Origin of the sequence: Lonepinella sp. BR2357, from assembly GCF_051851525.1 — a bacterium.
In the GTDB taxonomy this organism is placed as follows: Bacteria; Pseudomonadota; Gammaproteobacteria; order Enterobacterales; family Pasteurellaceae; genus Lonepinella.
Genome location: NZ_JBPDVG010000002.1, coordinates 77,546 through 101,259, shown reverse-complemented (window position 1 = coordinate 101,259; position 23,714 = coordinate 77,546). Strand labels below are relative to the sequence as shown.

19 protein-coding genes, 1 tRNA gene and 1 pseudogene are annotated in these 23,714 nt (G+C 40.7%); 4 read left to right on the top strand and 17 right to left on the bottom strand.

Translation table 11 applies throughout. The features are described from left to right. Nucleotides 1–3: 3 nt before the first annotated feature. From ACTG7L_RS01740 to ACTG7L_RS01680, 13 genes and pseudogenes are all read right to left on the bottom strand, one after another. Nucleotides 4–441, bottom strand: a complete 438-nt coding sequence (locus ACTG7L_RS01740) for an adenylyltransferase/cytidyltransferase family protein (protein WP_439287242.1) — start codon at nucleotides 439–441, stop codon at nucleotides 4–6. 98 nt (nucleotides 442–539) lie between these two features. After that, nucleotides 540–1,796, bottom strand: coding sequence for an oligosaccharide flippase family protein (locus ACTG7L_RS01735; RefSeq protein WP_439287241.1), 1,257 nt, complete (start codon nucleotides 1,794–1,796; stop codon nucleotides 540–542). A 15-nt stretch (nucleotides 1,797–1,811) separates the two neighbouring features. Next, complete coding sequence (locus ACTG7L_RS01730; protein ID WP_439287240.1) at nucleotides 1,812–2,882, bottom strand: LPS O-antigen chain length determinant protein WzzB; 1,071 nt, start codon at nucleotides 2,880–2,882, stop codon at nucleotides 1,812–1,814. Between the two features lie 225 nt (nucleotides 2,883–3,107). Then, nucleotides 3,108–3,583, bottom strand: a pseudogene (gene tnpA / locus ACTG7L_RS01725) (IS200/IS605 family transposase). A 191-nt stretch (nucleotides 3,584–3,774) separates the two neighbouring features. Then, complete coding sequence (locus ACTG7L_RS01720) at nucleotides 3,775–4,812, bottom strand: porin (RefSeq protein ID WP_439287239.1); 1,038 nt, start codon at nucleotides 4,810–4,812, stop codon at nucleotides 3,775–3,777. A 279-nt stretch (nucleotides 4,813–5,091) separates the two neighbouring features. Beyond that, nucleotides 5,092–6,459 carry a quorum sensing histidine kinase QseC gene (gene qseC / locus ACTG7L_RS01715; protein ID WP_439287238.1) on the bottom strand — a complete coding sequence of 456 codons (1,368 nt, stop codon included), beginning with the start codon at nucleotides 6,457–6,459 and terminating at the stop codon, nucleotides 5,092–5,094. After that, the gene (locus ACTG7L_RS01710) at nucleotides 6,437–7,117 is read right to left on the bottom strand and encodes a response regulator (RefSeq protein WP_439241079.1); all 681 of its coding nucleotides are present in this window, start codon (nucleotides 7,115–7,117) and stop codon (nucleotides 6,437–6,439) included. The genes qseC and ACTG7L_RS01710 overlap by 23 nt, the downstream gene beginning before the upstream one ends. Nucleotides 7,118–7,328: 211 nt before the next feature. Further along, a complete protein-coding gene (locus ACTG7L_RS01705) occupies nucleotides 7,329–7,877 on the bottom strand; it encodes a YgiW/YdeI family stress tolerance OB fold protein (RefSeq protein ID WP_439287237.1) in 549 nt (182 codons plus the stop codon). 118 nt (nucleotides 7,878–7,995) lie between these two features. Continuing rightward, entirely contained in the window at nucleotides 7,996–8,274 is a 279-nt protein-coding gene (locus ACTG7L_RS01700) for a DUF1294 domain-containing protein (RefSeq protein ID WP_439256688.1), read from the bottom strand. Nucleotides 8,275–8,277: 3 nt separating this feature from the next. Next, nucleotides 8,278–9,543, bottom strand: coding sequence for a serine hydroxymethyltransferase (gene glyA / locus ACTG7L_RS01695; RefSeq protein ID WP_439287236.1), 1,266 nt, complete (start codon nucleotides 9,541–9,543; stop codon nucleotides 8,278–8,280). 107 nt (nucleotides 9,544–9,650) lie between these two features. Beyond that, entirely contained in the window at nucleotides 9,651–10,940 is a 1,290-nt protein-coding gene (gene purD, locus ACTG7L_RS01690; RefSeq protein ID WP_439287235.1) for a phosphoribosylamine--glycine ligase, read from the bottom strand. A gap of 618 nt (nucleotides 10,941–11,558) precedes the next feature. Beyond that, entirely contained in the window at nucleotides 11,559–13,160 is a 1,602-nt protein-coding gene (gene purH, locus ACTG7L_RS01685) for a bifunctional phosphoribosylaminoimidazolecarboxamide formyltransferase/IMP cyclohydrolase (protein WP_439287234.1), read from the bottom strand. 131 nt (nucleotides 13,161–13,291) lie between these two features. Further along, nucleotides 13,292–13,687, bottom strand: coding sequence for a DoxX family protein (locus ACTG7L_RS01680; RefSeq protein WP_439287233.1), 396 nt, complete (start codon nucleotides 13,685–13,687; stop codon nucleotides 13,292–13,294). Between the two features lie 247 nt (nucleotides 13,688–13,934). Between ACTG7L_RS01680 and ACTG7L_RS01675 the strand changes: the two genes are divergently transcribed. Continuing rightward, nucleotides 13,935–14,330 carry a type II toxin-antitoxin system RelE/ParE family toxin gene (locus ACTG7L_RS01675; protein WP_439287232.1) on the top strand — a complete coding sequence of 132 codons (396 nt, stop codon included), beginning with the start codon at nucleotides 13,935–13,937 and terminating at the stop codon, nucleotides 14,328–14,330. After that, a complete protein-coding gene (locus ACTG7L_RS01670) occupies nucleotides 14,317–14,628 on the top strand; it encodes a helix-turn-helix domain-containing protein (protein WP_439287231.1) in 312 nt (103 codons plus the stop codon). The genes ACTG7L_RS01675 and ACTG7L_RS01670 overlap by 14 nt, the downstream gene beginning before the upstream one ends. Before the next feature lie 39 nt (nucleotides 14,629–14,667). Here the strand turns inward: ACTG7L_RS01670 and ACTG7L_RS01665 are convergent, their stop codons facing one another. Together ACTG7L_RS01665 and uvrB are read right to left on the bottom strand one after the other, a co-directional pair. Continuing rightward, nucleotides 14,668–16,362 carry a protein-disulfide reductase DsbD gene (locus tag ACTG7L_RS01665; RefSeq protein ID WP_439287230.1) on the bottom strand — a complete coding sequence of 565 codons (1,695 nt, stop codon included), beginning with the start codon at nucleotides 16,360–16,362 and terminating at the stop codon, nucleotides 14,668–14,670. A gap of 3 nt (nucleotides 16,363–16,365) precedes the next feature. Next, nucleotides 16,366–18,396 carry an excinuclease ABC subunit UvrB gene (uvrB, locus tag ACTG7L_RS01660; RefSeq protein WP_439287229.1) on the bottom strand — a complete coding sequence of 677 codons (2,031 nt, stop codon included), beginning with the start codon at nucleotides 18,394–18,396 and terminating at the stop codon, nucleotides 16,366–16,368. A 462-nt stretch (nucleotides 18,397–18,858) separates the two neighbouring features. Between uvrB and ACTG7L_RS01655 the strand changes: the two genes are divergently transcribed. Next, nucleotides 18,859–18,934 (top strand) — tRNA-Asn (locus ACTG7L_RS01655). 160 nt (nucleotides 18,935–19,094) lie between these two features. Continuing rightward, a complete protein-coding gene (locus tag ACTG7L_RS01650) occupies nucleotides 19,095–20,054 on the top strand; it encodes a calcium/sodium antiporter (RefSeq protein WP_439287228.1) in 960 nt (319 codons plus the stop codon). A 48-nt stretch (nucleotides 20,055–20,102) separates the two neighbouring features. Here ACTG7L_RS01650 and glnD read toward each other — a convergent pair whose 3' ends face one another. Further along, a complete protein-coding gene (gene glnD, locus ACTG7L_RS01645; RefSeq protein ID WP_439287227.1) occupies nucleotides 20,103–22,700 on the bottom strand; it encodes a bifunctional uridylyltransferase/uridylyl-removing protein GlnD in 2,598 nt (865 codons plus the stop codon). 113 nt (nucleotides 22,701–22,813) lie between these two features. Then, a complete protein-coding gene (gene map, locus ACTG7L_RS01640) occupies nucleotides 22,814–23,617 on the bottom strand; it encodes a type I methionyl aminopeptidase (RefSeq protein ID WP_439287312.1) in 804 nt (267 codons plus the stop codon). Nucleotides 23,618–23,714: the final 97 nt, after the last annotated feature.

Below are 23,714 nucleotides of genomic sequence, written 5' to 3'. Positions count from 1 at the left end.
TGTTTACTCCTCGTCGTTATTATCTCTTGCCCAAGTTAATACATTGCTAATTTTAGTCGATGATATTCCTTTAGTATAAGGGAAATAAACGACTTGAATTCCAGCCTCGTTTAACTCTGTTTCATAATCTTTCCACTTATCAGTTGCATACCAGTCATCCCCAACAAAAAGAATACTTGCCCCTAATTTTTTACACGCCGTAACTTTGTCCATATCGTATTGTGGCACAGCAGCATCTACATGTTTAATATTCCTAACTATCTCTATACGCTCTTGAAAGGGAATAATCGAACGCTTTCCTTTATAGAGTACTAACTCATCAACAGTAACACCGACAACCAATTTATCACAAAGAGCTTTGGCATTTTTTAACAATGTTAAATGCCCGATATGGAATAAGTCAAAAACTCCTGTTGTGTACCCTATAATATATTGTTTCATACAATAACCTATCACTATCAATTTAGTAATTTCATACCAAGTCATTAAGTTTTAACTTAACCCCAATGATACAGATGAACCATCTCACTGTATCATAATTATTGCACCTGCATATTTTTATTACTTACATAAAATACCCCCCCGCATCTTAAAAGTAACACGACACTTTCCGTACAAATATTCATCAGCAATACATTCTTTGCGGTAATCGCATTATTTAGGTACAGCATAAATAAACCTGTTAAGTGCACTACCGCACCAAACATCACAGTATAATTAGCAAAATGAACTTTCTTAACTGCCGAAAAACCAGGATAGCCAATAATCACGGAAAAAAACGAAATACACAGTAAAACCAAAAATAATTTGAAATACTCGCTTGCCAGCCTGAAATCTTCACCAAAAATCAGAACCATTAAATCATCAGCAAATATACCAACCATATAGCAACCAACTACTACGGGAATAATCAAGGTTAACACTAATTTTAACAATAGTTTTAAATTACCTGTGCGGGTTAAATATGGAAACAAAACTTGCGAAACTATTCCTGACACATTTGTTCCTGCACCATATAATTTTTCCGCAGAACCATATAAACCTGCGACACCACTGCCTTGAAAAGACCCTAATATCAATACGTTAGCTGCGGTATAAACTGATACTGCCAGACGTGAAAGAAAGAACGAAAAGCTATATTTCAGCTCTTGCCACATTCCTTTTAAATTTGGTATCCCAATTTGATAATTCTCTTTATAAATGCAAACTAAATAGATAATACTCACTATAAGTTGGCTAATGAAAAAGCAAAACAGGGCAAGATTAATACTTTTATAAAATAAAAAAAGTAACGCCAACATAGCAACATAGCCAACCTTAGCAACCATATTTGCAATGGTAATGTACTTCATCTTTTCAATACCTTGAAAAAACCATATACAGTGCAAAGACTGGGCAAAAATAATTGCGATAATCCACACAATGCTCATCGTATTTAAAGCTGAAGTTGGTGTAAGTAAATTAAATATAATATAAATTACTGCCACTACACTTGCGAACACCGCAAAAACCAATTTTAATGTAAACACATTAGCAATATACTGTTTAATATAGTTTCTATCTTCCCTATATTGCACCACATTATGCGTTGCCGATAAATTAAAACCAAAATCAGTGAGAATATAAGCAAGTGTACAGATAGAAAACAACACCATTAAACTACCGAATTGCTCTAACCCCAATCCTTTAGCAAGCAAAGGCCAAGCCAACAATGGCACAAGGTAGTTAGCAACTTGTACCAATGCTAGTGCGATGAGGTTTTTAACAAGAGTATGTTTAAATAAATTATTTATCATTGATTTAACGAAAATCTACTTAACAAAAGCATTCCTAACCAACACAACCAAACAGGATAAAATAAATCCTAACAACGCCCCTATCACCAAAATCAACACTCTCTTCGGCTTATCCTTCGTCACAGGATAATCAGGTGAACTCAAATAACTAAACGCATTAGCTTTCACCGTCTTTAATTTTTCTGCTAATGGAGCAAGTTGCTCTAATTGTTTTTGGATCTGATAATAGCGAGCTGGAAAGATAATGCCTTTTTCATGGGCGACATCAATTTGAGCTTTTAGATATTTTTCACCAAGCATAAACTGATATGGCACTTTGGCATCGTTTACCACGATATTTTGCACATTGTCTCGACCTAATGTTGAATAGTCTTTGATGCCTGCACGTCCCGCCGTATCATAGGCTTTATCCAATTGTTCTAATTGTACTTTTTCTTGAATTTTCAAATCCCATTCAATTTTTTCTTTCTCAAAATTTAAATCTGTGATTTTCTCATTAACCCACACCTTAAAGTTATCAAAGTCCAACTGTAATGCTTTTTGGTTGATCATATCAATCAGTTTTGCGAGCGTGGCTTGTGCTAAAGCGGGTTTTTCTGCGAAAAGACTAATTTTATTGCCAATGGCATCAGGATTTTTCTTTGGATCAGGCTTCGTCAATATAATGTTTTCTGCCGCTAACATATTCAATGTTCTGACTTTTTGTTCTTCACTTTGATCTTTAGACAATTCCTTAAATAATTCGGAATTTTTTAAGAAATCCACTCTTTCATCAAGAGAGTAAATAAGTTGGTTAAAATTTGAATATAATGCACTGCCCAATGCACTTTCATCAAAATCCACACCAATAATTCGAGAATATTCTTTTCTGACCGTTAAATATTCACCTAAATCAACCGTTGTAGGCGGAATAATCTCCGCTTTTGATGTCCATTGCTCTTTGGCAGTAAACGCATAAATTCCCGCAACTAACGCAAAAACAAAAGTAGATAAAATAATCCAAACTTTCTTATCCCATAAGGCTTTAAACAGTTCTACTAAATCAATTTCATCGTTGCTGTTATTTAATGTAACCTCATTACTCATTCTCTCATTCCCACAAAATTATAACATATCCGATCATTATACTCGTAAGCAAGCAAGCAAGCAAGCAAGCAAGCAAGCAAGCAAGCAAGCAAGCAAGCAAGCAAGCAAGCAAGCAAGCAAGCAAGCAAAGCATACGACTGTAAATTCTTTTGTAAACAATAATTATAATAACAATCCGCACGTAAAACGTGCGGTTTTTCGGCTACCCTATAAGGGCCTATTACTTCACATGCCCCTCAAGGGGCATGTGAATTCTGACAACCGCACAATAACTCTATGGCTTAGGTCCATATATTCTTTCTCTTGATTCCTGATATATTCCTCGACTGCTTTCGTATTAAGCCTACTGTACTTACATAATAACCTTTCACCCAAAAGTTTCGGTTTCCATACTTATATTTTAGATTCCCATGCCTTTCAAATATCATCAGAGAAGATTTTCCCTTTAAATATCCCATAAAACTTGATACTGCCAATTTCGGCGGTATCTTCAACTGCATGTGAATATGATCTTTCATTGCATGAGCTTCTATGATTTGTACATTTTTGTAGTTACATAATTGTCTTAAGATGCCACCTATATCCACTCTTAATTTCCCATAAATTGCCTTTCTTCTGTATTTGGGAATAAAGACTACATAATACCTACAGTTCCACTTTGTGTGTGATAAACTTGAGTCGTCATTGCTTTTATTTGCCATTGACTTATCCTCCTATATTTTGAATTTTGGTTGTCAGCCTTATTCATTATATAGCGAGGATTTTTCTTTTCACCGCTTAAGCTCTTTAATTCCATACGCATAGCGTATGGTTTTTATAGCTAGACTTTGCTAGCTATAACAAAAAAACCCGAGCCAAGCTCGGGTTTTCTTATCTTATGCTAATCTAGTGATTAGAAGAATACACGTAAACCAACAACATATTTGTTGTCTTTTGAGTAAGCTGGACCAGTAGCTTCATATGTTTTAGTGCGGAAATGTGCATATTCAACAAAAGTTACCACGTTTTTGTGTAATTGATAATCTACACCAGCTAAGTATTTATTGGTGATATCAACCGCTTTATTTTCAGCACGTTCCCATTGTACATAAACACGAGATGGTTCTGTCACTTGATAGCTTGCTTGAACTAAAGCATAGTTGCTCTTATCATTTGAATTTTGAGATTTAACTTTATGGTTGGCTTGACCGTAGTTTAAACCAAGGTTAAAGTCACCCAAGGTATAACCAGCGTGAACTAACCATTGACGGTTTTTCGCCACAGTATCTCTTGTTGTACCATTATCATAGTTGTCTTGACTATAAACAGCAGCAAAATCTAATGCCTGACTTTCACCTAATTCTAGGTTATAGAATAAGGTTGCTGCGTAACCATTTTTCAAACTATCGTCTGTTGAACCAGTGCTAGTACGAGTTTTACTACTATTACCAAATAAATAATCTAAACCAAAGCTGAAACCACTCCACTCTGCTGAACGGAATTTAACAGATTTGTCTGCATCAGTTGTTAACGGAATTAATGCACCACTGAAAGTATAACCGTTATCACCAATCACATCATCTGCATTGGTTGCTTGACGACCAAAACTTAATGCACCGATATCTTGGTGTTCAAAACCACCGAATAATTTATTGGTAGTTGGATTGTTAAATGAGCTCTTCTCATCCGCACCATCGTTAAAACGTAATTGATAACCCGCAAATGCGCCGAAACCATTACCTAAATCTTGTTTGACATCGACAAGTACACGAGAGCCATCATTTTGTAAATCAGTACGTTGATCATTTCCAAAACGACCTAATGCCATACGGAATGAACCGCTTAATTCAACTTTTGTGCCATCTTGTTCGTAAACTGTTGCGGCGTTTGCTGTGCTTACTGCTGTTGCGGCTGTGGCAGCCACTGCTAATGCTACTAATGTTTTTTTCATAATAGATTCCTTCTTGTATCAGGATTATTGTTATATACAATTAAGATTTGAACTTTTCAAAAAGAATGCGGTCAAACCTCGCTTTTTTAAAGCCTAGTCATATTGCCAAAGAATAAAATCAAGGTCAACCATAAAAAACAAATTTTCCAAAAAAATGTGATGAAGATCACATTTTTCTTGCATTTTAGTCTATTTTATAGACAACTCACACTATCTCTCACTCCATTATGAGGGAAAACAAGGCAAAAAATCGCATAAAGTGGAGTGAGTAAGTAAAAATTACAGCTGAAAAATCACCCGCAAGCCGATATTTTGCTGATTATTCTGCCTATTTTCTAACCGCACTTGAATATGATGTAATTCCGCAATGCGTTTCACAATGGATAAACCTAACCCACTGCCCTTTTCATTTTGCCCGGCGGGACGATAAAAACGCTGACCCAATTTATCTAAATCGGCTTGATTCACCCCGCCACCATTATCCTCAATATAAATCGCCGTTTTTTCTAACCGTACTTTAACTTGGCTATGGGGTGGGCAATATTTAATGGCGTTATCCATAACGTTGCGCAACATTAAAGACAACAGGACGGTTTGCCCTTGACGTGGTTCGGGAGTCGCCTTAACGTCAAAATGCAGTTCAATCTGTTTGCGTTGGGCGGAAAAATACAGCTCGCTGATCACCGAGCTAATCAGCGTTTGCCAATCAATGTTTTCCAATTCCTCTAATTGTTGCAGATTATCCAAGCGAGAAAGGGTTAATAATTGTTCAATCACCTGTGTCGCACGATCAATGCCTTGCGTGAGATTTGTTAAGGCTTCCTCTCTTAATGCTACATCATCACCGACCATTTGCGCAATTTCCGCTTGAATCCGTAAACCCGCTAACGGACTGCGTAACTCATGCGCGGCGTCGGACGTAAAGCGACGCTCTCGGGCTAACATGCTGGAAGTGCGGTCAAAAAATCCGTTTAATCCTTGCACTAACGGCAAAATTTCATCCGGTAGATTTTCTGTGGTAATATGTTGATGATTATCTGGCGAACGGCGCCGCATTTCCCGCCCCACTTGATTAATGGCTTTTAATTCTCGCCCAATCAGTAAAATCATCAAGCCAATAAGTAAGGGCAAGCCCGCAATCCACACCCACATTTGCTTAAATACCATATCATTAATCAGGCTACCCCGATATTTAAGCTGCTGCCCCACGGCCACAATTAAGCTACGATCTTCGGAGGGCAACCAAAAAATGCGCCATTTATCCTTATCTTCGCCCGCCAAAGTGGTCACCGAAAATCCGCGTGTTGGAGCAAAAATAAAGTTTTCCCCTTTTGCGTCATCGCCCAATAATAATTGACCGTCACGTGTAAATACAGCAAAGGCTAAGGCGTCATCATCATAACGAGATTTCCGTTTATGAAACGGACGAAATCCGCCACGTTTTTGGCGTTCCAACAGAATTTGATGTAAATTCGAGGTAGCTAATCGTTTGGCTAATAACACCTGTTGCGCATCAAACAGTTCATCCACTTCCTTACGCACTTCAAACCACGCAATCGCCGTTGAAATGCCCCATATAATTAGAGCAGTTAACGACAAAATGGAAATTAAACGTAAGCGTAAACTATTCTTTTGCCGTAATTTCATCCTGTTTTCCTAAGGCGTAACCGACGCCATGCACGGTACGAATAAATTGTTTGCCTAATTTTTTACGTAAATTATACATGTGAACTTCAAGGGCATTACTGCTCACATCATCCTCCCAACTGTATAATTTTTCCTCGATAAACGTGCGACTTAACACCCGTTTTTGATTGAGCATAAACAATTCAAGTAACTTATATTCTCTTGTGGTGAGCGAAATATCTTGATCTTCAAGCCACACTTTATGATTATTCGGATCAAATTTCACAGCACCGTATTCAATAATCGGGTTCGTTTGCCCATGACGGCGACGAATTAACGCCTGCAAACGTGCCACCACTTCGGCTAAAGCAAAGGGCTTACACAAATAATCATCCGCCCCACGTTGCAAGCCATGGATACGTTCATCTAAGGTATCACGAGCGGTTAAAATCAAAATCGGCACATCTTGATTATCCGCTCGCCATTGTTGCAAAATAGCCAATCCATCCATTTTGGGCAAGGTTAAATCTAACACGACGGCGTCATAATCCGCAGATTTAATCGCCTCAAAACCTGTTTTGCCGTCAGTAAACCAATCCACCAAAAAGCCTGATTTGGTTAAGCCAATATTTAACCCATTACCGATTAAGGGATCATCTTCAATCACTAAAATTCGCATAAATTACACCGCAGTTTGTTGTTTTACCCTCACCCTAGCCCTCTCCCATAGGGAGAGGGAATGTTTTTTGGGGATAAAAAATACTTCCTTTGCTATCTTGCCCCCTCTCCCATAGGGAGAGGGAATGTTTTTTGGGGGATAAAAAATACTTCCTTTGCTATCTTGTCCCCTCTCCCTATGGGAGAGGGCTAGGGTGAGGGTTCCTGTAATTCTACTCCCCTTTTCCTACTCTTTCACCTTGTTGTGGACGTACAGCACGAACTTTCTCCACCACGACCGCCTCCACTTCAGTTTTGCCCCAAGATTTTTCCACTTCGGCCACGATCTTGACGTTATCTTCCGGCGTAATCAATCCACGCATGGCTTTACGATTAATCTCTAAGGTTAATTCACCTGAGCTATCTTTAAATACGAAGTCGTTTTTACCCACTTGTTTCACAATATGACCGATTAAAATAATCGGTTGATCATCTTGCCACTTTTCTGCGTCCGCCACTTGTGTGGTTTTGGTCGGCATAAATCCACCGTACATAAAAGGTTCAGGGCGTTCATGATTAGGACGATTTTCCGCCATTCTATTGCCACGTTCGGCCCCTTGCCCACGATTCTCTGGCGATCTTGCTTTCGCTTGCACCACCACCGACTCTAAGGTGGCTTGTGATTCAGGTGCAGTTTCTGCTTGTACAAGCGTTGTCCCCGCTAAAATAGATAAACCCAATAAGGCCGCTAAACTCGTTTTTTTCATTACATTTTTTTTCATCATCATTTCCTTTTTAAAATAACGTTAATCATCCAAAGCGTTGCGCCATGACATCACTTTGTTGAGAGAGATTAAAACAGATAAGTATTAAGAAAAAATGAAGAAAGAGGTAAAAAAATTAAAATCCCATTCGCCACCAGAATAATAAAGGCAAAATCACTAAAAAAAGCACCGCACTTAAACCGACCGCCCATTTAAATTGCCAATGTTGGGTCTTATGCCGAAAATGTTGCATACCCAAATGCACACCGATAAACCCACCAATAAAACAAAGGGTAAAGAATACCAATTCTTCAATTCGCCATTGTTTATTTTCAGCACGTTTTTTATCTTCTCGCATTAAAAAATAAGCGGTGATATTCACCACCGCTAGATAGGTTATAAAGAAATAAAGCATGGCTTATTTTTCATAAACCGGTAAACGTTTACAAATTTCCAACACTTTCGCTTTGGTCGCTGCAATAACGGCTTCTTCATTGTCTTTGCCTAACGCATCTAATACATCACACATCCAACCAGCCAATGCGGTGACATCTTGCTCATTGAAACCACGGCGAGTGACAGATGGAGTACCCACACGAATACCAGAAGTGACAAACGGTTTTTGTGGATCATTTGGCACGGCATTTTTGTTGACGGTGATATTGGCACGGCCTAATGCCGCATCCGCTGCTTTACCCGTTAGACCTTGTTTTACAAAACTAACAAGGAATAAATGGTTTTCCGTACCGTTAGATACCACATCATAACCACGAGCTTTAAACACTTCCACCATGGCTTTGGCATTTTTCACTACATTTTGTTGATAGACTTTGTATTCTGGTTCAAGTGCCTCTTTAAAACAGACGGCTTTTGCTGCAATGATATGCACTAATGGACCACCTTGACCCGCAGGGAATACCGCGGATTGGAATTTTTTGTACATTTCTTCATCACCAGAAGAAGACAAAATCAAGCCACCACGTGGACCGCCTAAAGTTTTGTGTGTCGTTGTAGTCACAACATGTGCGTGTGGTAATGGATTTGGATAAACGCCAGCCGCAATTAAACCTGCTACGTGTGCCATATCCACAAATAAATACGCCCCCACTTCGTCCGCAATTTCACGCATTTTTGCCCAGTCCACCACTTGGCTATAAGCAGAGAAACCGGCTACGATCATTTTTGGTTTGCACTCAAGGGCTTTTTGACGCACATCTGCATAGTCGATTAAACCGTCTGCGGTGATACCGTATAACACGGAATTGTAGATCTTGCCCGAAAAGCTCACTTTCGCCCCATGGGTTAAGTGACCACCATGGGCTAAATCCATGCCTAAAATCGTATCACCTGGTTTAATTAACGCCATATAGACGGCTGCATTGGCTTGTGAACCTGAGTGCGGTTGCACATTGACATAATCCGCCCCAAATAATTGTTTGGCACGATCAATGGCTAATTGCTCAACAATATCCGCATATTCACAACCACCGTAATAACGTTTGCTTGGATAGCCCTCCGCATATTTATTGGTAAATTGTGAGCCTTGCGCTGCCATGACCAATGGGCTGGCATAGTTTTCAGAGGCAATCAATTCAATATGCTCTTCTTGACGACGGTTTTCATCTTGAATGGCTTGCCATAAAATAGGATCGTAATTTTCAATGGTGACAGATTTTTTAAACATAGATTTGTCCTTCTAAAGTTGGTGGGTAAATTTTGTGATAGTTTACCCTGTTTTGGATTAAAATTTAATTGTTAATTATTCCAATTCTAAATGAATAATTTTCATCTTTATTTCGTTTGCTCTCTCGCCACTGCCCGATAGCCAATATCACGGCGATAAAAACGGCCTGTCCAATTCACTTGTTCGGCTAATTGCAAGGCTTTTTGTTGGGCTTCAAACACGCTATTACCTAAGGCTGTTACACAAAGCACTCGTCCGCCATTGGTGACTAATCTTCCGTCTTGTTCTGCCACACCTGCTAAAAAGACTTTTTCATCTGTTTTGTTTTCTGTTGGCAAACCGTGAATTTCATCATGTTTACGGTAATCTGCGGGGTAGCCTTCTGCGGCTAACACAATGCCTAAGGCGGGTTTCGGATCCCATTGTGATTTCACCTGATCTAACTCGCCTTGACAGGCTTTCAAACAAAGCTCAACAAGATCGGATTGCAGGCGCATCATAATCGGTTGGGTTTCAGGATCACCAAAACGGCAATTAAATTCGATCACTTTCGGCTGACCGTTTTTATCAATCATTAAACCTGCATATAAAAAGCCTTTATACACATTATTTTCCGCTGCCATGCCTTGCACGGTTGGATAAATAATTTGTTCCATCACACGCTGATGAATTTCTGGTGTGACCACAGGTGCTGGTGAATATGCCCCCATGCCACCCGTGTTCAGCCCTTGATCATGTTCACCGACACGTTTATGGTCTTGACTGGTTGCCATTGGCTCAACGTGTTCACCGTCCACCATAACAATAAAACTGGTTTCTTCACCGTCCAGAAATTCTTCCACCACCACTCGACTACCTGCGTCACCAAAGGCATTACCTGCTAACATATCACGTACGGCATCTTCCGCTTCTGCCAACGTCATTGCCACAATCACGCCTTTGCCAGCTGCTAAACCATCTGCTTTAATCACAATCGGCGCACCTTTTGCACGAATATAGGCAAGGGCTGGTTCAATTTCCGTGAAGTTTTGATATTCCGCCGTTGGGATCTTGTGACGAGCTAAAAAATCTTTGGTAAAGGCTTTCGAGCCTTCCAGTTGAGCGGCAGCTTGACGTGGTCCGAAAATGGTTAAACCTGCTTGTTCAAAGGCATCGACCACACCAACGACTAACGGGGCTTCAGGACCCACGATAGTTAATCCGATTTGGTTATCTTGCGCAAATTTGACTAAAGCGGGTACGTCGGTCGCAGAAATGGGTACATTTTGCACCGCAGTTTCTTTGGCTGTTCCTGCGTTTCCAGGGGCGACAAAGACTTTGGTTGCGAGGGGAGATTGGGCAGCTTTCCAAGCGAGGGCGTGTTCGCGACCGCCATTTCCAATGATTAATATATTCATTTTGGTTTATGTCCTTTTTGGTTTAATTACAATATATCTGTTTATTTTAGATCGGGTTTCGCCCAATGGGCGACCATACTTTCTTTTGCTTGTGCAAAAGAAAGTAGGCAAAGAAAAGCACACCCCGACTTCACCGCTTTTCTTTGCTCGTTTGGCATTTTCTTAACGCTAAATTTTGAACTCGCTTCGCTCAGACATGCAAAATTTAGCTAAAAATGCCAAGTCGCAAAGGCGGTTCAGACGGGGCCCCAGATTTTGACCGAGCGTAAACAAAAGTGCGGTTGAAAAAATAAATATTTTTTAAGCTACGGAGTAGCGTCACCATGCTTAACCTAGTACGCCAGTACTAGGTATTCTCTATTTTTCCACTGCTTTCTATTCCACCACCAATGGGACCCCATGTTTGCCGCCTGAAAATAATTAAATTTGTAGGAAAAGTTGTGCTGTTTGAGCGAAGCGAGTTGACAACTTTTCCTACAAATTTAATTATTTTCAGGAAACAAGGCAAAGTTGGGGTGTGCTTTCTTTTTGCTTACTTTTTCTTTGCACAAGCAAAGAAAAAGTAAGTCGCCATCGGCGAAACCCGATCTAGATTAAAAGAAAAATTCTCTTAAAATCCTAGTGTCTAAAATGCCGCATTCTCGTTAACACCATCACCATCCCATGTTCATCCGCCGCCTCAATCACCTCTTGATCCCGCATTGAACCACCGGGGTGAATCACACATTCAATGCCTACTTTTGCCGCTGCATCAATACCATCACGGAACGGGAAGAACGCATCAGATGCCATTACGCAACCCGCCACGTTTAAGCCCTCATCTTGTGCCTTAATGCCTGCAATTTTGGCTGAATAAACTCGGCTCATTTGCCCTGCACCGATACCGATAGTTTGGTTATCTTTGGCATAAACAATGGCGTTAGATTTGACGAATTTCGCCACTTTCCAGCAGAACAATAAATCCTGTAATTCTTTTTCTGTCGGTTTACGTTTGCTGACAACTCTCAAATCATCAATGCCCACCATACCTAAATCTGCGTCTTGCACCAACAAACCGCCGTTCACCCGTTTAAAATCTAAACGTTGCTGCGTTTGGCTAAATTCACCACATGCCAATAAACGCACGTTTTTCTTCGTCTTAACCACATCAACCGCACCTTGTGACACTTTCGGTGCAATAATCACTTCCACAAATTGACGCTCTACAATCGCTTTCGCCGTTTGTTCATCTAACTCACGATTAAAGGCAATAATCCCACCAAAGGCTGAAGTCGGATCCGTTTGATAAGCACGATCGTAGGCTTGCAAAATATTCTCACCCAATGCCACACCACAAGGGTTAGCGTGTTTTACGATCACACAAGCAGGTTCAGCAAAGGATTTAACACATTCAAGAGCAGCGTCTGTATCTGCAATATTGTTATAAGAAAGGGCTTTGCCTTGTAATTGTTTGGCGGTGGAAACGCTGGCTTCTTTGACATCTTGTTCCACATAAAATGCGGCATTTTGATGGCTATTTTCACCATAACGCATGGTTTGTTTGCGTACAAAATTCAGATTCAAAGTACGTGGAAATTGACCACAAACCGCATTTTCATCTTCTTCGTCTGCTTTAAAATAAGGTTTTACCAATTTACCAAAATAATTGGCAATCATGCTGTCATATTGAGCGGTGTGTTCAAAGGCTTTAATCGCCAAATCAAAACGGGTTTCTAAAGTTAAACTATTTTGGTGTTTATCCATTTCGGCAAGAATGGCATTAAAATCTTGATTATTTACCACAATCGCCACATCTTTATGGTTTTTCGCCGCAGATCGCACCATAGTTGGTCCGCCAATATCAATATTTTCCACCGCATCGGCTAAGGTGCAATTGGGTTTAGCCACCGTTTGAGCAAAAGGATAAAGATTCACCACCACCATATCAATAGGATCAATGCCGTGCTGTTGCATGATACCATCATCTTTTCCACGACGACCTAAAATGCCCCCATGCACTTTCGGATGTAAGGTTTTCACTCGCCCATCCATCATTTCGGGAAAGCCAGTATAATCAGACACCTCGGTTACGGCTAACCCATTGTCTGCCAACAATTTAGCCGTACCGCCTGTTGATAATAATTTCACCCCACGTTGCACTAGACCCTGTGCAAATTCCACGATACCACTTTTGTCTGAAACGCTTAATAACGCCTGACGAATAGGACGATTTGATTGCATTGACATGTTCCTTTGAGAATAAATAAAAATCGGTTTGCATTATAACGCAAACGGTTGCGTTTATGTACTGGATAAATAAAAAAAGCCTATATCTCTTAAAATACAGGCTTCTGGTATGACATAAAGTGCGGTTATTTATTGTCTAACGCAAAGGCACCGCCACCTTGGAAGAAAATATAGAAAAAGGCAAAGCAATATAACGCCGCCAATTCCCCTTTGTTGGTCAAAGGTAAGAATAAATTATCGGCAGGAATCGCATGCACTTGGAAATACGCCACCGCCATCATGCCTGAAAGCAAAAATGCCACAGGGCGAGTAAACAAACCTAAAATCAATAAGATACCGCCTGTAATTTCTAAAATACCGCCAATACCATACATAGAAAATACTGACACTGCCCCATTTCCGCCAGTCATGGACATAGGAAATTCAAAATACTTCGCCGTGCCATGTAACAAGAACATATAAGCCGCCATGATACGTAACAAGGCTAACGCATAAGGGGAATATTTATTTAATGAATTCATACTACTTTCCTTAATAAAATAAAAATGAGTTTTCATTATACGGATTTCTTTTGGTTAATAAAGCCTAAATGAGTGAAAGAACTTTTTATTTTTAGTGAATAATCTTGCTTAACATATTAAATACACCACTAAATAATCTCATTTTGTGATCTGCATTCCAAATTTGCTTTCTTTTTCTATACAAATTTACGCCAGCACTTTATTGTCAATTTCATCTTGCCATTACATGAGAGATAACCGATAATTTATGCGACTATTTAAAACTAAACCCTTTGCGGATTTCGCCGATAAAAAAGGGATTGAGGACAGCTTATTAATTGAGGCCGTGCAACGAGCAGAAAAAGGCTTGATTGATGCGGATTTAGGCGGTAATGTGATTAAACAACGCATTGCTAGAAAAGGACAGGGGCGATCTTCAGGCTACCGTTCGTTAATTTTTTATAAAATTAATGGGAATTGCATTTTTTTCTCCATATTTGAGAAAAATGCAATGGATAATATATCAAAAGAAACGCTCTCTAACTTAAAACTATTTGCTAAAAAATATAAAGAAAATCTCAATAACATCATAGAATTACATATCAAACAGAAATTTCTGATTGAAATTAATACTGATTCAGGAGATAACAATGAAATACAATAATATAATTGATCAACAAATCCATGAGCATGTTACAGAACTTTATCATCTGGGTATTTTTGATGAAAAAACAATGAAAGAATTTGATGAACGTTGCTTAACGCCCATTGCTCCTCTTTCTAGCAATGAGATCTGCGAAATTCGTGAAAAAGAAGGCATTTCACAAGGCACTTTTGCACATCATTTAAACGTCAGTAAAAGCCTCGTGTCTGCGTGGGAGCGTGGTGTAAAAAAACCCTCTGGGGCAGCCTTGAAATTATTAAATATTGTGCAACAGAAAGGGCTTAATGCCATTGCGTAAGATTAACGGCGTTAATCTATTAACGCCGTTGGTTTGTCATTACGGTTGGAATGAATTAATATGCTGATGAAATGTCTCTGCATTCAAAAAACCTGTCACTCTAGCTCCAGTTATTTCCTTACCTTTCTGATCAAAAAACAAAATCGTTGGTAATCCCAATACCTTGAATTTCTCCATAATCTCTTGATTTTCTGGCGTATTTTGGGTCATATCTACTTGCAATAATAAAATCTGTTCAAAATCCTGTTGTACTTGTTGATCTACAAAAGTATATTTCTCAAATTCTTTACAAGCTACGCACCAATCCGCATACAAATCCACCATAGCAACCGATTTTGGGTTATTGACCAAGGCTTGTTCTAATTCCGTAAGGCTATGAATACGTTGAAAGTGCGGTGCAAAATCGCCCTGTTTTTGCACCGCACTTTGTGCGGTCTGAGCAAACATACCTGAATATTGCAATGTGAAAAATGCCGATAAAGCGACAACAACACCCAACCAATAACGCTGACTGGCAATCCAAGCACAAAATAAGATTAACCATACCGCCCAAAGTTCTAACGACCATTGCCCGAAGACTCGTTCTAACAATATAACTGGCAATAACAAAAGGATAAAACCAAACAACTGTTTCACCATATTCAGCCAATTTCCCGATTTAGGTAAAATTTGATTGCCAAATACCGTCACTAAAATTAAGGGTATCCCCATACCCAAGGCCAATAAATACAGGGTAATTGCCCCAATAAAAAGATCTCCACTTTGTGCCACATACAACAACGCACCTGAAAGCGGTGCAGACGTACAAGGGGACGCCACTAACCCCGCCAATGCCCCCATAATAAATACGCCAATATAAGCGCCTGATTGTTGTTTTTGGCTTAATTGGGTGATTTTAGTTTGTAATTTTGTTGGTAATTGTAAGGTAAACAGACCAAACATGGATAAGGCTAATAACACAAATAACAATGATAAACCGATTAAAACGGGCGGGCTTTGTGAGGCTTGTTGAAAAGGCAAGCCAATAGCGGCCACGATTAACCCGAGTAAGGTATAAGTTAACGCCATGCCTTGCACATAAATCACACTTAACGCCAAGGCTCGCCCTGTACTTGGGCGCTCACCTTGACCAATCACAATCGCAGACAGTAAAGGGAGCATGGGCAATACGCAAGGTGTAAACGCCAAGCCTAAGCCGAGTAAGAAAAACCAAAATACCGCATAGTGCGATTGGAATAATCGATTAGCCAGTTGATCTTGTTCACTCCCCGTGGCAAAAACAGCCGTCTTTTCCACCGCACTTGGTTTAAGCAAACCTGAAAAATGAGCTAAATCTATGATTTTTTCCTCAGGCGGATAACATAATCCTTGAGTACAACCTTGATAATTCACCTTTAATTTAGTTTGCGCATTGGCTTGCAGTTCTGGCATTAAAACGCTTAATTCATGGCGAAAAATTTCTGTTTCACCAAAAAATTCATCTTGATGAATTTCCCCCGTTGGAAATTGTAACGTCCCCACATGACCATTTTCTGCCGTGACGCTCACTTCATTTTTATATAAATAATAGCCCTCGGCAATCTGCCAATGTAATGCAACTTGTTGTTGATTTGGCTGAACGGAGAACTGAAACGCCTGATCTGCGGGTAAAAACGTCTTTTTACCGTCAAATAATCCCGCTTGTGCAGAAAATGCTAGCCAAAGTGCGGTGCAAAATACAAAAAATTTTTTCATGCTCTATTCCGTAATAAATCGTTCTCTAAGCTGATGTAACTGATCTCGCACCGCAGCCGCTTGTTCAAATTCCAAATTCTGAGCAAATTGATACATCTGCTGTTCCAATTTCTTGATTTCTTTTTGCAAGGCTTTTGGATCGATCACCCGATAAGTGGCTTGCGGTTCTTCAATGCGACCACCTTTGCCCCTGCCTTTAGCTTTGTTCATTGCGCCTTGCCCAATATCTAACAATTCGCCCACTTTTTTGTTTAACGCTTGCGGGACAATGCCTCGTTCTTCATTATATTTGATTTGTTTTTCACGACGGCGGTTGGTTTCGCTGATGGCTTTTTCCATGGAGTTGGTAATGCGATCCGCATATAAAATGGCTTTGCCTTTCAGGTTACGGGCGGCACGGCCAATGGTTTGAATTAAGGATCGTTCGGAACGCAAAAAGCCCTCTTTATCTGCGTCTAAAATCGCAACCAAAGACACTTCCGGAATATCCAATCCCTCTCGCAATAAGTTAATTCCCACCAATACATCAAATTCACCCAAGCGTAAATCTCGCAGAATTTCCACCCGTTCCACCGTATCAATATCGGAGTGTAAATAACGTACACGGACGCCATGTTCTTCCAAATAATCGGTCAAATCTTCCGCCATGCGTTTGGTTAAGGTGGTGACTAATACACGTTCATTGAGATCCGCTCGAATACGGGCCTCGGAAAGCAAATCATCCACTTGAATCGCCACGGGACGAATTTCAATTTCAGGATCCAACAAGCCGGTTGGGCGCACGACCTGATCGATAATTTCATCTCCTGATTTGTCCAATTCATAAGGCCCTGGTGTCGCTGACACATAAATGGTCTGCGGCGCCAATCGCTCAAATTCTTCAAAACGCAACGGACGATTATCCAACGCCGACGGCAAACGGAAACCGTATTCCACCAAGGTTTCTTTACGTGAACGGTCGCCCCGATACATGCCCCCAATTTGTGGCACCGTGACATGGCTTTCATCAATCACCAACAAAGCATCAGACGGCATATAATCAAACAAGGTCGGTGGCGGTTCGCCTTCTTTTCGGCCAGATAAATAGCGAGAGTAATTTTCAATGCCCGAGCAATAACCCAGTTCATTCATCATTTCAATATCAAACTGGGTACGTTGCGTAATCCGTTGTTCTTCCAGTAATTTATTTTCTTGAATAAACTGTTCACGGCGTTGCACTAATTCTGCTTTGATTTTCTCAATCGCCTCTAAAATCCGTTCTCTTGGTGTCACATAGTGGGTTTTCGGGTAAATGGTAAAGCGAGGCACCGCACCAAAGCTCGTGCCAGTGAGCGGATCAAACAGGCTCAACCGTTCAATTTCATTATCAAATAATTCAATGCGAACCGCTTTATCGTCCGATTCGGCAGGGAAAATATCAATAATTTCCCCCCGCACTCTAAAGGTGCCACGCTGAAACGCCTGATCATTGCGAGTGTATTGCAATTCAGCCAACTTCGCCAATATTTGCCGTTGATCGATAATGGCACCGCTTTGTAAATGCAACATCATTTTCAAATAGCTGTCGGGATCGCCCAAACCATAAATCGCAGACACCGAGGCCACCACAATGGTATCTCGCCGCTCCAGAAAAGATTTGGTGGCAGACAATCGCATTTGTTCGATTTGATCATTAATCGACGCATCTTTTTCAATAAAGGTGTCGCTGCTCGGCACATAGGCCTCTGGCTGATAATAATCATAGTAAGACACAAAATATTCCACCGCATTTTCAGGGAAAAACGCTTTCATTTCCGCATAAAGTTGGGCGGCGAGTGTTTTATTCGGGGCAAGCACCATAGCGGGACGGTTAAGTTGTGCAATCACATTGGCAATGGTAAAGGTTTTGCCCGATCCCGTTACCCCGAGTAATGTTTGATGGGCTAAACCGTCGTTTAAATTTTCCGCTAATTTCGCAATGGCGGTGGGTTGATCGCCAGAGGGTTGGAATTCCGAATGTAAAATAAAAGGTTTACTGTTAATTTTGGTGGCCATGTTTGCTACTGATCATTTGTAAAGTGCGGTGTACAAAATTCCGACAGGAATTTTGAACGTTGCTTGCAACGGGGGCAAAAGCCCCGAACAATCCTAAAAAGGATTGTGAGTATTTTATCATATTTTTAGCTTAAAATCAGGTTGAAAAAATTCAAGTTTTACACAGACTTATCGTTGTCAAGCTGAATAAAAAACATTTTCATTAAAAATTTTGTAAAATTTCACTAGATTTTAGTTAACTTATTGATTTACATATCAATGTTATTTTACGAACAATCCCTCACAGAACCGCCATCAAGCTAGATATGGCCTAGCATGACCGAATTTTTTTAAATTTAACTCACAGAGTTATCCACAGCTTGTGTGGATAGAAAAAACAACACATTTTATTGATTTTTAGACTTGACAATTCATGCAGAGATCATTATCATTCGCCACCTATCTTGATTGATTCAGAATTATTCCTCCTTAGTTCAGTCGGTAGAACGGTGGACTGTTAATCCATATGTCGCAGGTTCGAGTCCCGCAGGAGGAGCCATTTCCTTTTGGTGAACTTTTATTTATCTCCTTTGATAAAAGTTCCTATTAAGCCAGAAGTTTTAGCCCAAATTTTTTTGGGCTTTTATTTTTTCTGCACTATCTCTCTTTTCCTGAATCCGCTATAATGCCCACCTTTATTTTAGATTAAATGATTATTTATGCTTTTACCTAGTTTAGCGCTTATTGTCGGATTATTGTTATTGGTCTGGTCGGCCGACCGTTTTGTAGATGGTGCCGCCGCCACGGCTCGCCATTTTGGCATGCCTCCACTGTTAATTGGTATCGTGATTATCGGCTTTGGTACCTCTGCCCCTGAAATGGTGGTATCTGCCATTTCGGCTTTTCGTGGCAACCCCGGTATTGCCTTGGGCAATGCTTATGGTTCAAATATTACCAATATCGCCCTGATTTTAGGATTCACTGCGTTAGTGAAACCGATTTTAGTGCATTCACAAGTGATAAAACAGGATTTACCCATCTTGCTTATCGTCACCGCACTGTCTGCCTATTTACTCTATGATATGCAAATTTCTCGCCTTGATGCCGTGATTTTAATCGCCATTCTCGCAGGATATATGGCGTGGACAATCTGGCAAGGGTTTCGCCAGAAAAATGTTGAATTGCCAGAAGAATTGCAACATCAAAAATACATGCCGTTAAGCAAAGCGCTATTTTGGCTGGTTATTGGCTTGGTTTTGCTGATGGCTAGCTCGCAACTCTTAGTATGGGGTGCGGTGGAAATTGCCCATTATTTTGGCGTCAGTGATTTAGTGATTGGCTTGACTATTGTGGCAATCGGCACCTCATTACCCGAATTAGCCTCCTCCATTGCCGCCGCTCGGAAAGGCGAGGCGGATTTAGCAGTGGGCAATATTATTGGTTCTAACTTATTTAACACCCTCGCCGTGGTGGGAATTGCCGGCGTAATTCACCCAATGGAAGTAGAAAGTGCGGTGCTTTCTCGTGATGTTTTGATTATGTCCGCTTTAACTGTCGCCTTGTTTGCATTCGGTTATGCCTTTAAACAACCCAATGGACAAATTGGGCGGTTTAAAGGGTTGTTGTTGTTGCTTTGTTATGTTGGGTATAATAGTTATCTTTTTTATACCGCAGTTTAGGGTCTGTTGACCTTTTGGTTTCATTCCCCTGTTCAACAGGGGAATTTTTTATCCCAACCGCGCCAACAACAACGCCTCCAACTGATGTCGCTCGGTTTCATTTAGTGCTTTATTCTGGGCGTTAGTCAGCATAAAAAAGTCCTCCGCTCTGGCGCCGACGGTGGTGATTTTGGCGTTAATAATATTCAGGTGGAGCTCACTGAAAACTTGGCTAACGGCTGCCAATAAACCCGCTTTGTCTAAGGCAAACAGTTCCATTTCGGTGTGTTCGGCTTTTTTGGTGTCGAGAAAACGAACGTCCGTTTTAACCTGAAAATGCGCCAATTTAGGGTTGCTTGAACTGGATAAAATGGGCAGTTTTTCTTGGGTTAAAGCGGTGGTGAGGCTTTTTTCTAAATCACGGCGGCGATCAAAGGGCAATAAGTCGCCATTTAATTCGGTGACAATAAAGGTGTCTAATACATAACCGTCTAGGCTGGTGCTGATTTTAGCATTATGAATACTGATTTTTTTCGCCCCAATGGTGGCCACGACTTTGTAAAATAAATTAGGTTGATCTTGGCAATACACAAAGACTTCTGTGCCACCGTCGGAAAAACGGTTACTGATTTTGACCAAGGGTTGTTGGATCATCTTTTCAAGCAATTCAAAATGCCAGACCAATTCTTTTGGTGTGTTGCGTAAAAAATAATCGTCAGGGCAACGTTGCCATAAGGTTTGGATAGGTTGTTGCTGAGATGGGTTGAGCATGTTCAACGCCTGATGACGATTTTCGTCAATGGTTTTCTGATTATCCAAAAGCTGATCCATGCCTTGGGCAAATTGTTTCAAGGTGGATTGATACAAAGTGGTGAACAAAGCCAATTTCCAACTGTTCCACAGCGTCTGATTGGTGGCACAAATATCGGCAACGGTTAAACAAAGCAATAAATCTAAGCGAACTTTATTTTGCACCTCTTCCGCAAAGGCCATCACCACTTCGGGATCGTAAATATCACGCCGTTGCGCCACCGTTGACATCAATAAATGCTGTTTGACTAACCATTCCATGCAAGCCGTTTCTCGGGCGTCAAAGCCATGCTGTTGAGCAAATTTCCGCACGTCCTCCGCCCCAAGTTCCGCATGATCGCCACCTCGCCCTTTGGCAATATCATGAAATAAGGCACTGATATAAAGCAACGTGCGGTTGGCAATAGTGGGAAACACTTGATGACAAATGGGGTAATCTGATTCACTTTCTGGCTGTAAAAAACGTTCCAAGGTAAGCAACACTCGCATGGTATGTTCGTCTACGGTGTACACATGAAATAAATCAAATTGCATTAAGCCCTCAATGCCTTGCCATTGGGGAAGATAGGCGCTGAAAACGCCATATTGGTGCATGGGGATAATCGCCCGTGCAATGGCGTTGGGCTGTGATAAGACACGTAAAAATTTTTCTCGAGCAAGCGGCAGTTCACTAAGCGGTTGGCGTTGTTGCTTTAAGGCAATATGCAACTGGCGTAACACAGAGGAATGAATCTCTGCCTGTGGTTGGGCGGTGAGATGATAGAATAAATCCAATATAGTATCGGGTTCAGTAATAAAGCCATTTTCTTGAATTAAACAAATCAAATTATTTTGCAACAAAAAATGACGGTCTAAAAAAATACGTGAATTTTGCACCGCACTTTTATTTAACACAAAACGCCCGACCAAAAAATGCTCTCGATAATGTTTGGTTAACACATCACTTAGCCCCGAAATGGTTTGTAAGGCTTGGAAAAAGCGTTTCATCATCTGCTCAACGCCTTGATTGCCGTTGCCTTGATAGCCTAATAATTCGGCAATCTTCACTTGGCGATCAAACAATAAGCGGTTGTCATAGCGTTTTAAAATTAAGTGTAAAGCAAAGCGCACTTTGAATAAAAATTGCTGATGATATTGCAATAACTCATATTCTTCGGGGTACAGCAAGCCCGCTTGCAAAATTTCTTGTAAGGTGATGGCGTGGGAATGGCGTAAGGCAATCCAGTAAATCAGGTGCAAATCACGCAAGCCACCGGGACTGTATTTGATATCGGGTTCTAGATTATAGCTCGTATTGTTATAGCGTTGATAACGTTGTTGTTTTTCCTCGACTTTCGCCTTAAAAAACGTTTCTCTTGGCCAAAAATCGGGTTGGCTCAAGAGTGCGGTTAATTTTTCAAAATTTTCTGCGTTACCACAAAGATAGCGACTTTCCAATAAGTTGGTGGCAATGCTAATATCCGCACGGCCTTGTTCGTCGCATTCACTTAAGGTACGCACACTGGCGCCCACATCAAAGCCACAATCCCATAAGAATTGAATAAAATCCCTGAGCTTTTGCTCGACTTCTGGGGAATTTGGTTGATCAGATAAAATCAAAAAATCCAAATCGGACAAAGGAAACATTTCTTGTCGCCCATAACCCCCGACCGCAATCAAAGTTAAGGGCGCATGATCTAATTGGAACTGTTGCCAAAGCTGACAAAGGAGCTGATCGCAAAATAAAGTGCGGTGTAAAATCAGGGCGTTTACGTCCGTTTGCGCAAAATGATCTAACTCTTGCTGTTTCAGCAATTCTCGCTGTTGTTTGATGTGGGTTGGGGTGAGTGTTTGCATAAGGTTGTTTCTATTGGACATTTTACAGCCTCTCCCATTGGGAGAGGACGGCGAAAATCCGTAGGATTTTCGGGAGGTGAGGGTTGCGTTTTTCCCCTCACCCTAACCCTCTCCCAAAGGGAGAGGGGATCTTTTTACTCGTTCACCATAAAGCGTGTAATGCGCCCTGCTTTTTCTTCTTCATCACGAATGGTCATTACTTCACAGCCGTTTTCCGTCACCACAATTTGATGTTCATATTGGGCGGAATGGCTACGATCTTTGGTTTTGACGGTCCAACCGTCGCCCATTAAGCGCACTTCTTTTTTACCGGCGTTAATCATAGGTTCAATGGTAAACACCATGCCTTTTTGTAACACAACGCCACCGTCATCGGCATAATAATGCAACACTTGCGGTTCGCTGTGGAACTGGTCGCCAATACCATGGCCACAGTATTCACGCACCACGCTAAAGGTTTGTGATTCCGTATATTTTTGCACCGCTCGGCCAATTTCTTTTAAACGAATCCCCGGTTTCACGGCTCGCAACCCCACATATAACGCCTCTTGTGCGGCCTCAACTAATTTTTGGCTACGAATATTGGTGTCGCCCACAATGTACATTTTGGAATTATCGCCATAATAGCCGTCTTTAATCACGGTCACATCAATATTTAAAATATCCCCATTTTTCAAAATCTTATCATCACTTGGAATGCCATGGCAGACGACTTCGTTAAGGGAAATACAAGTGGCTTTCGGAAAGCCGTGATAGTTCAAACAGGCGGGAATCACTTTTTGTTCGTTCACCATATAATCATGACAAATACGATCCAATTCGCCCGTACTCACGCCCGCTTTAATATGCGGTTCAATCATCACTAACACATCCGCCGCTAATTTGCAGGCGACTCGCAATTTTTCAATTTCTTGTTCTGTTCTTAATGGAATGGACATCATCTTATCTCTTGATCTAAAAATATTGCCTATATAATAGCACTAAACCCGATTGAAATAAAAATATCCTTGAATGAATTAGTCGGTTATTAGATAA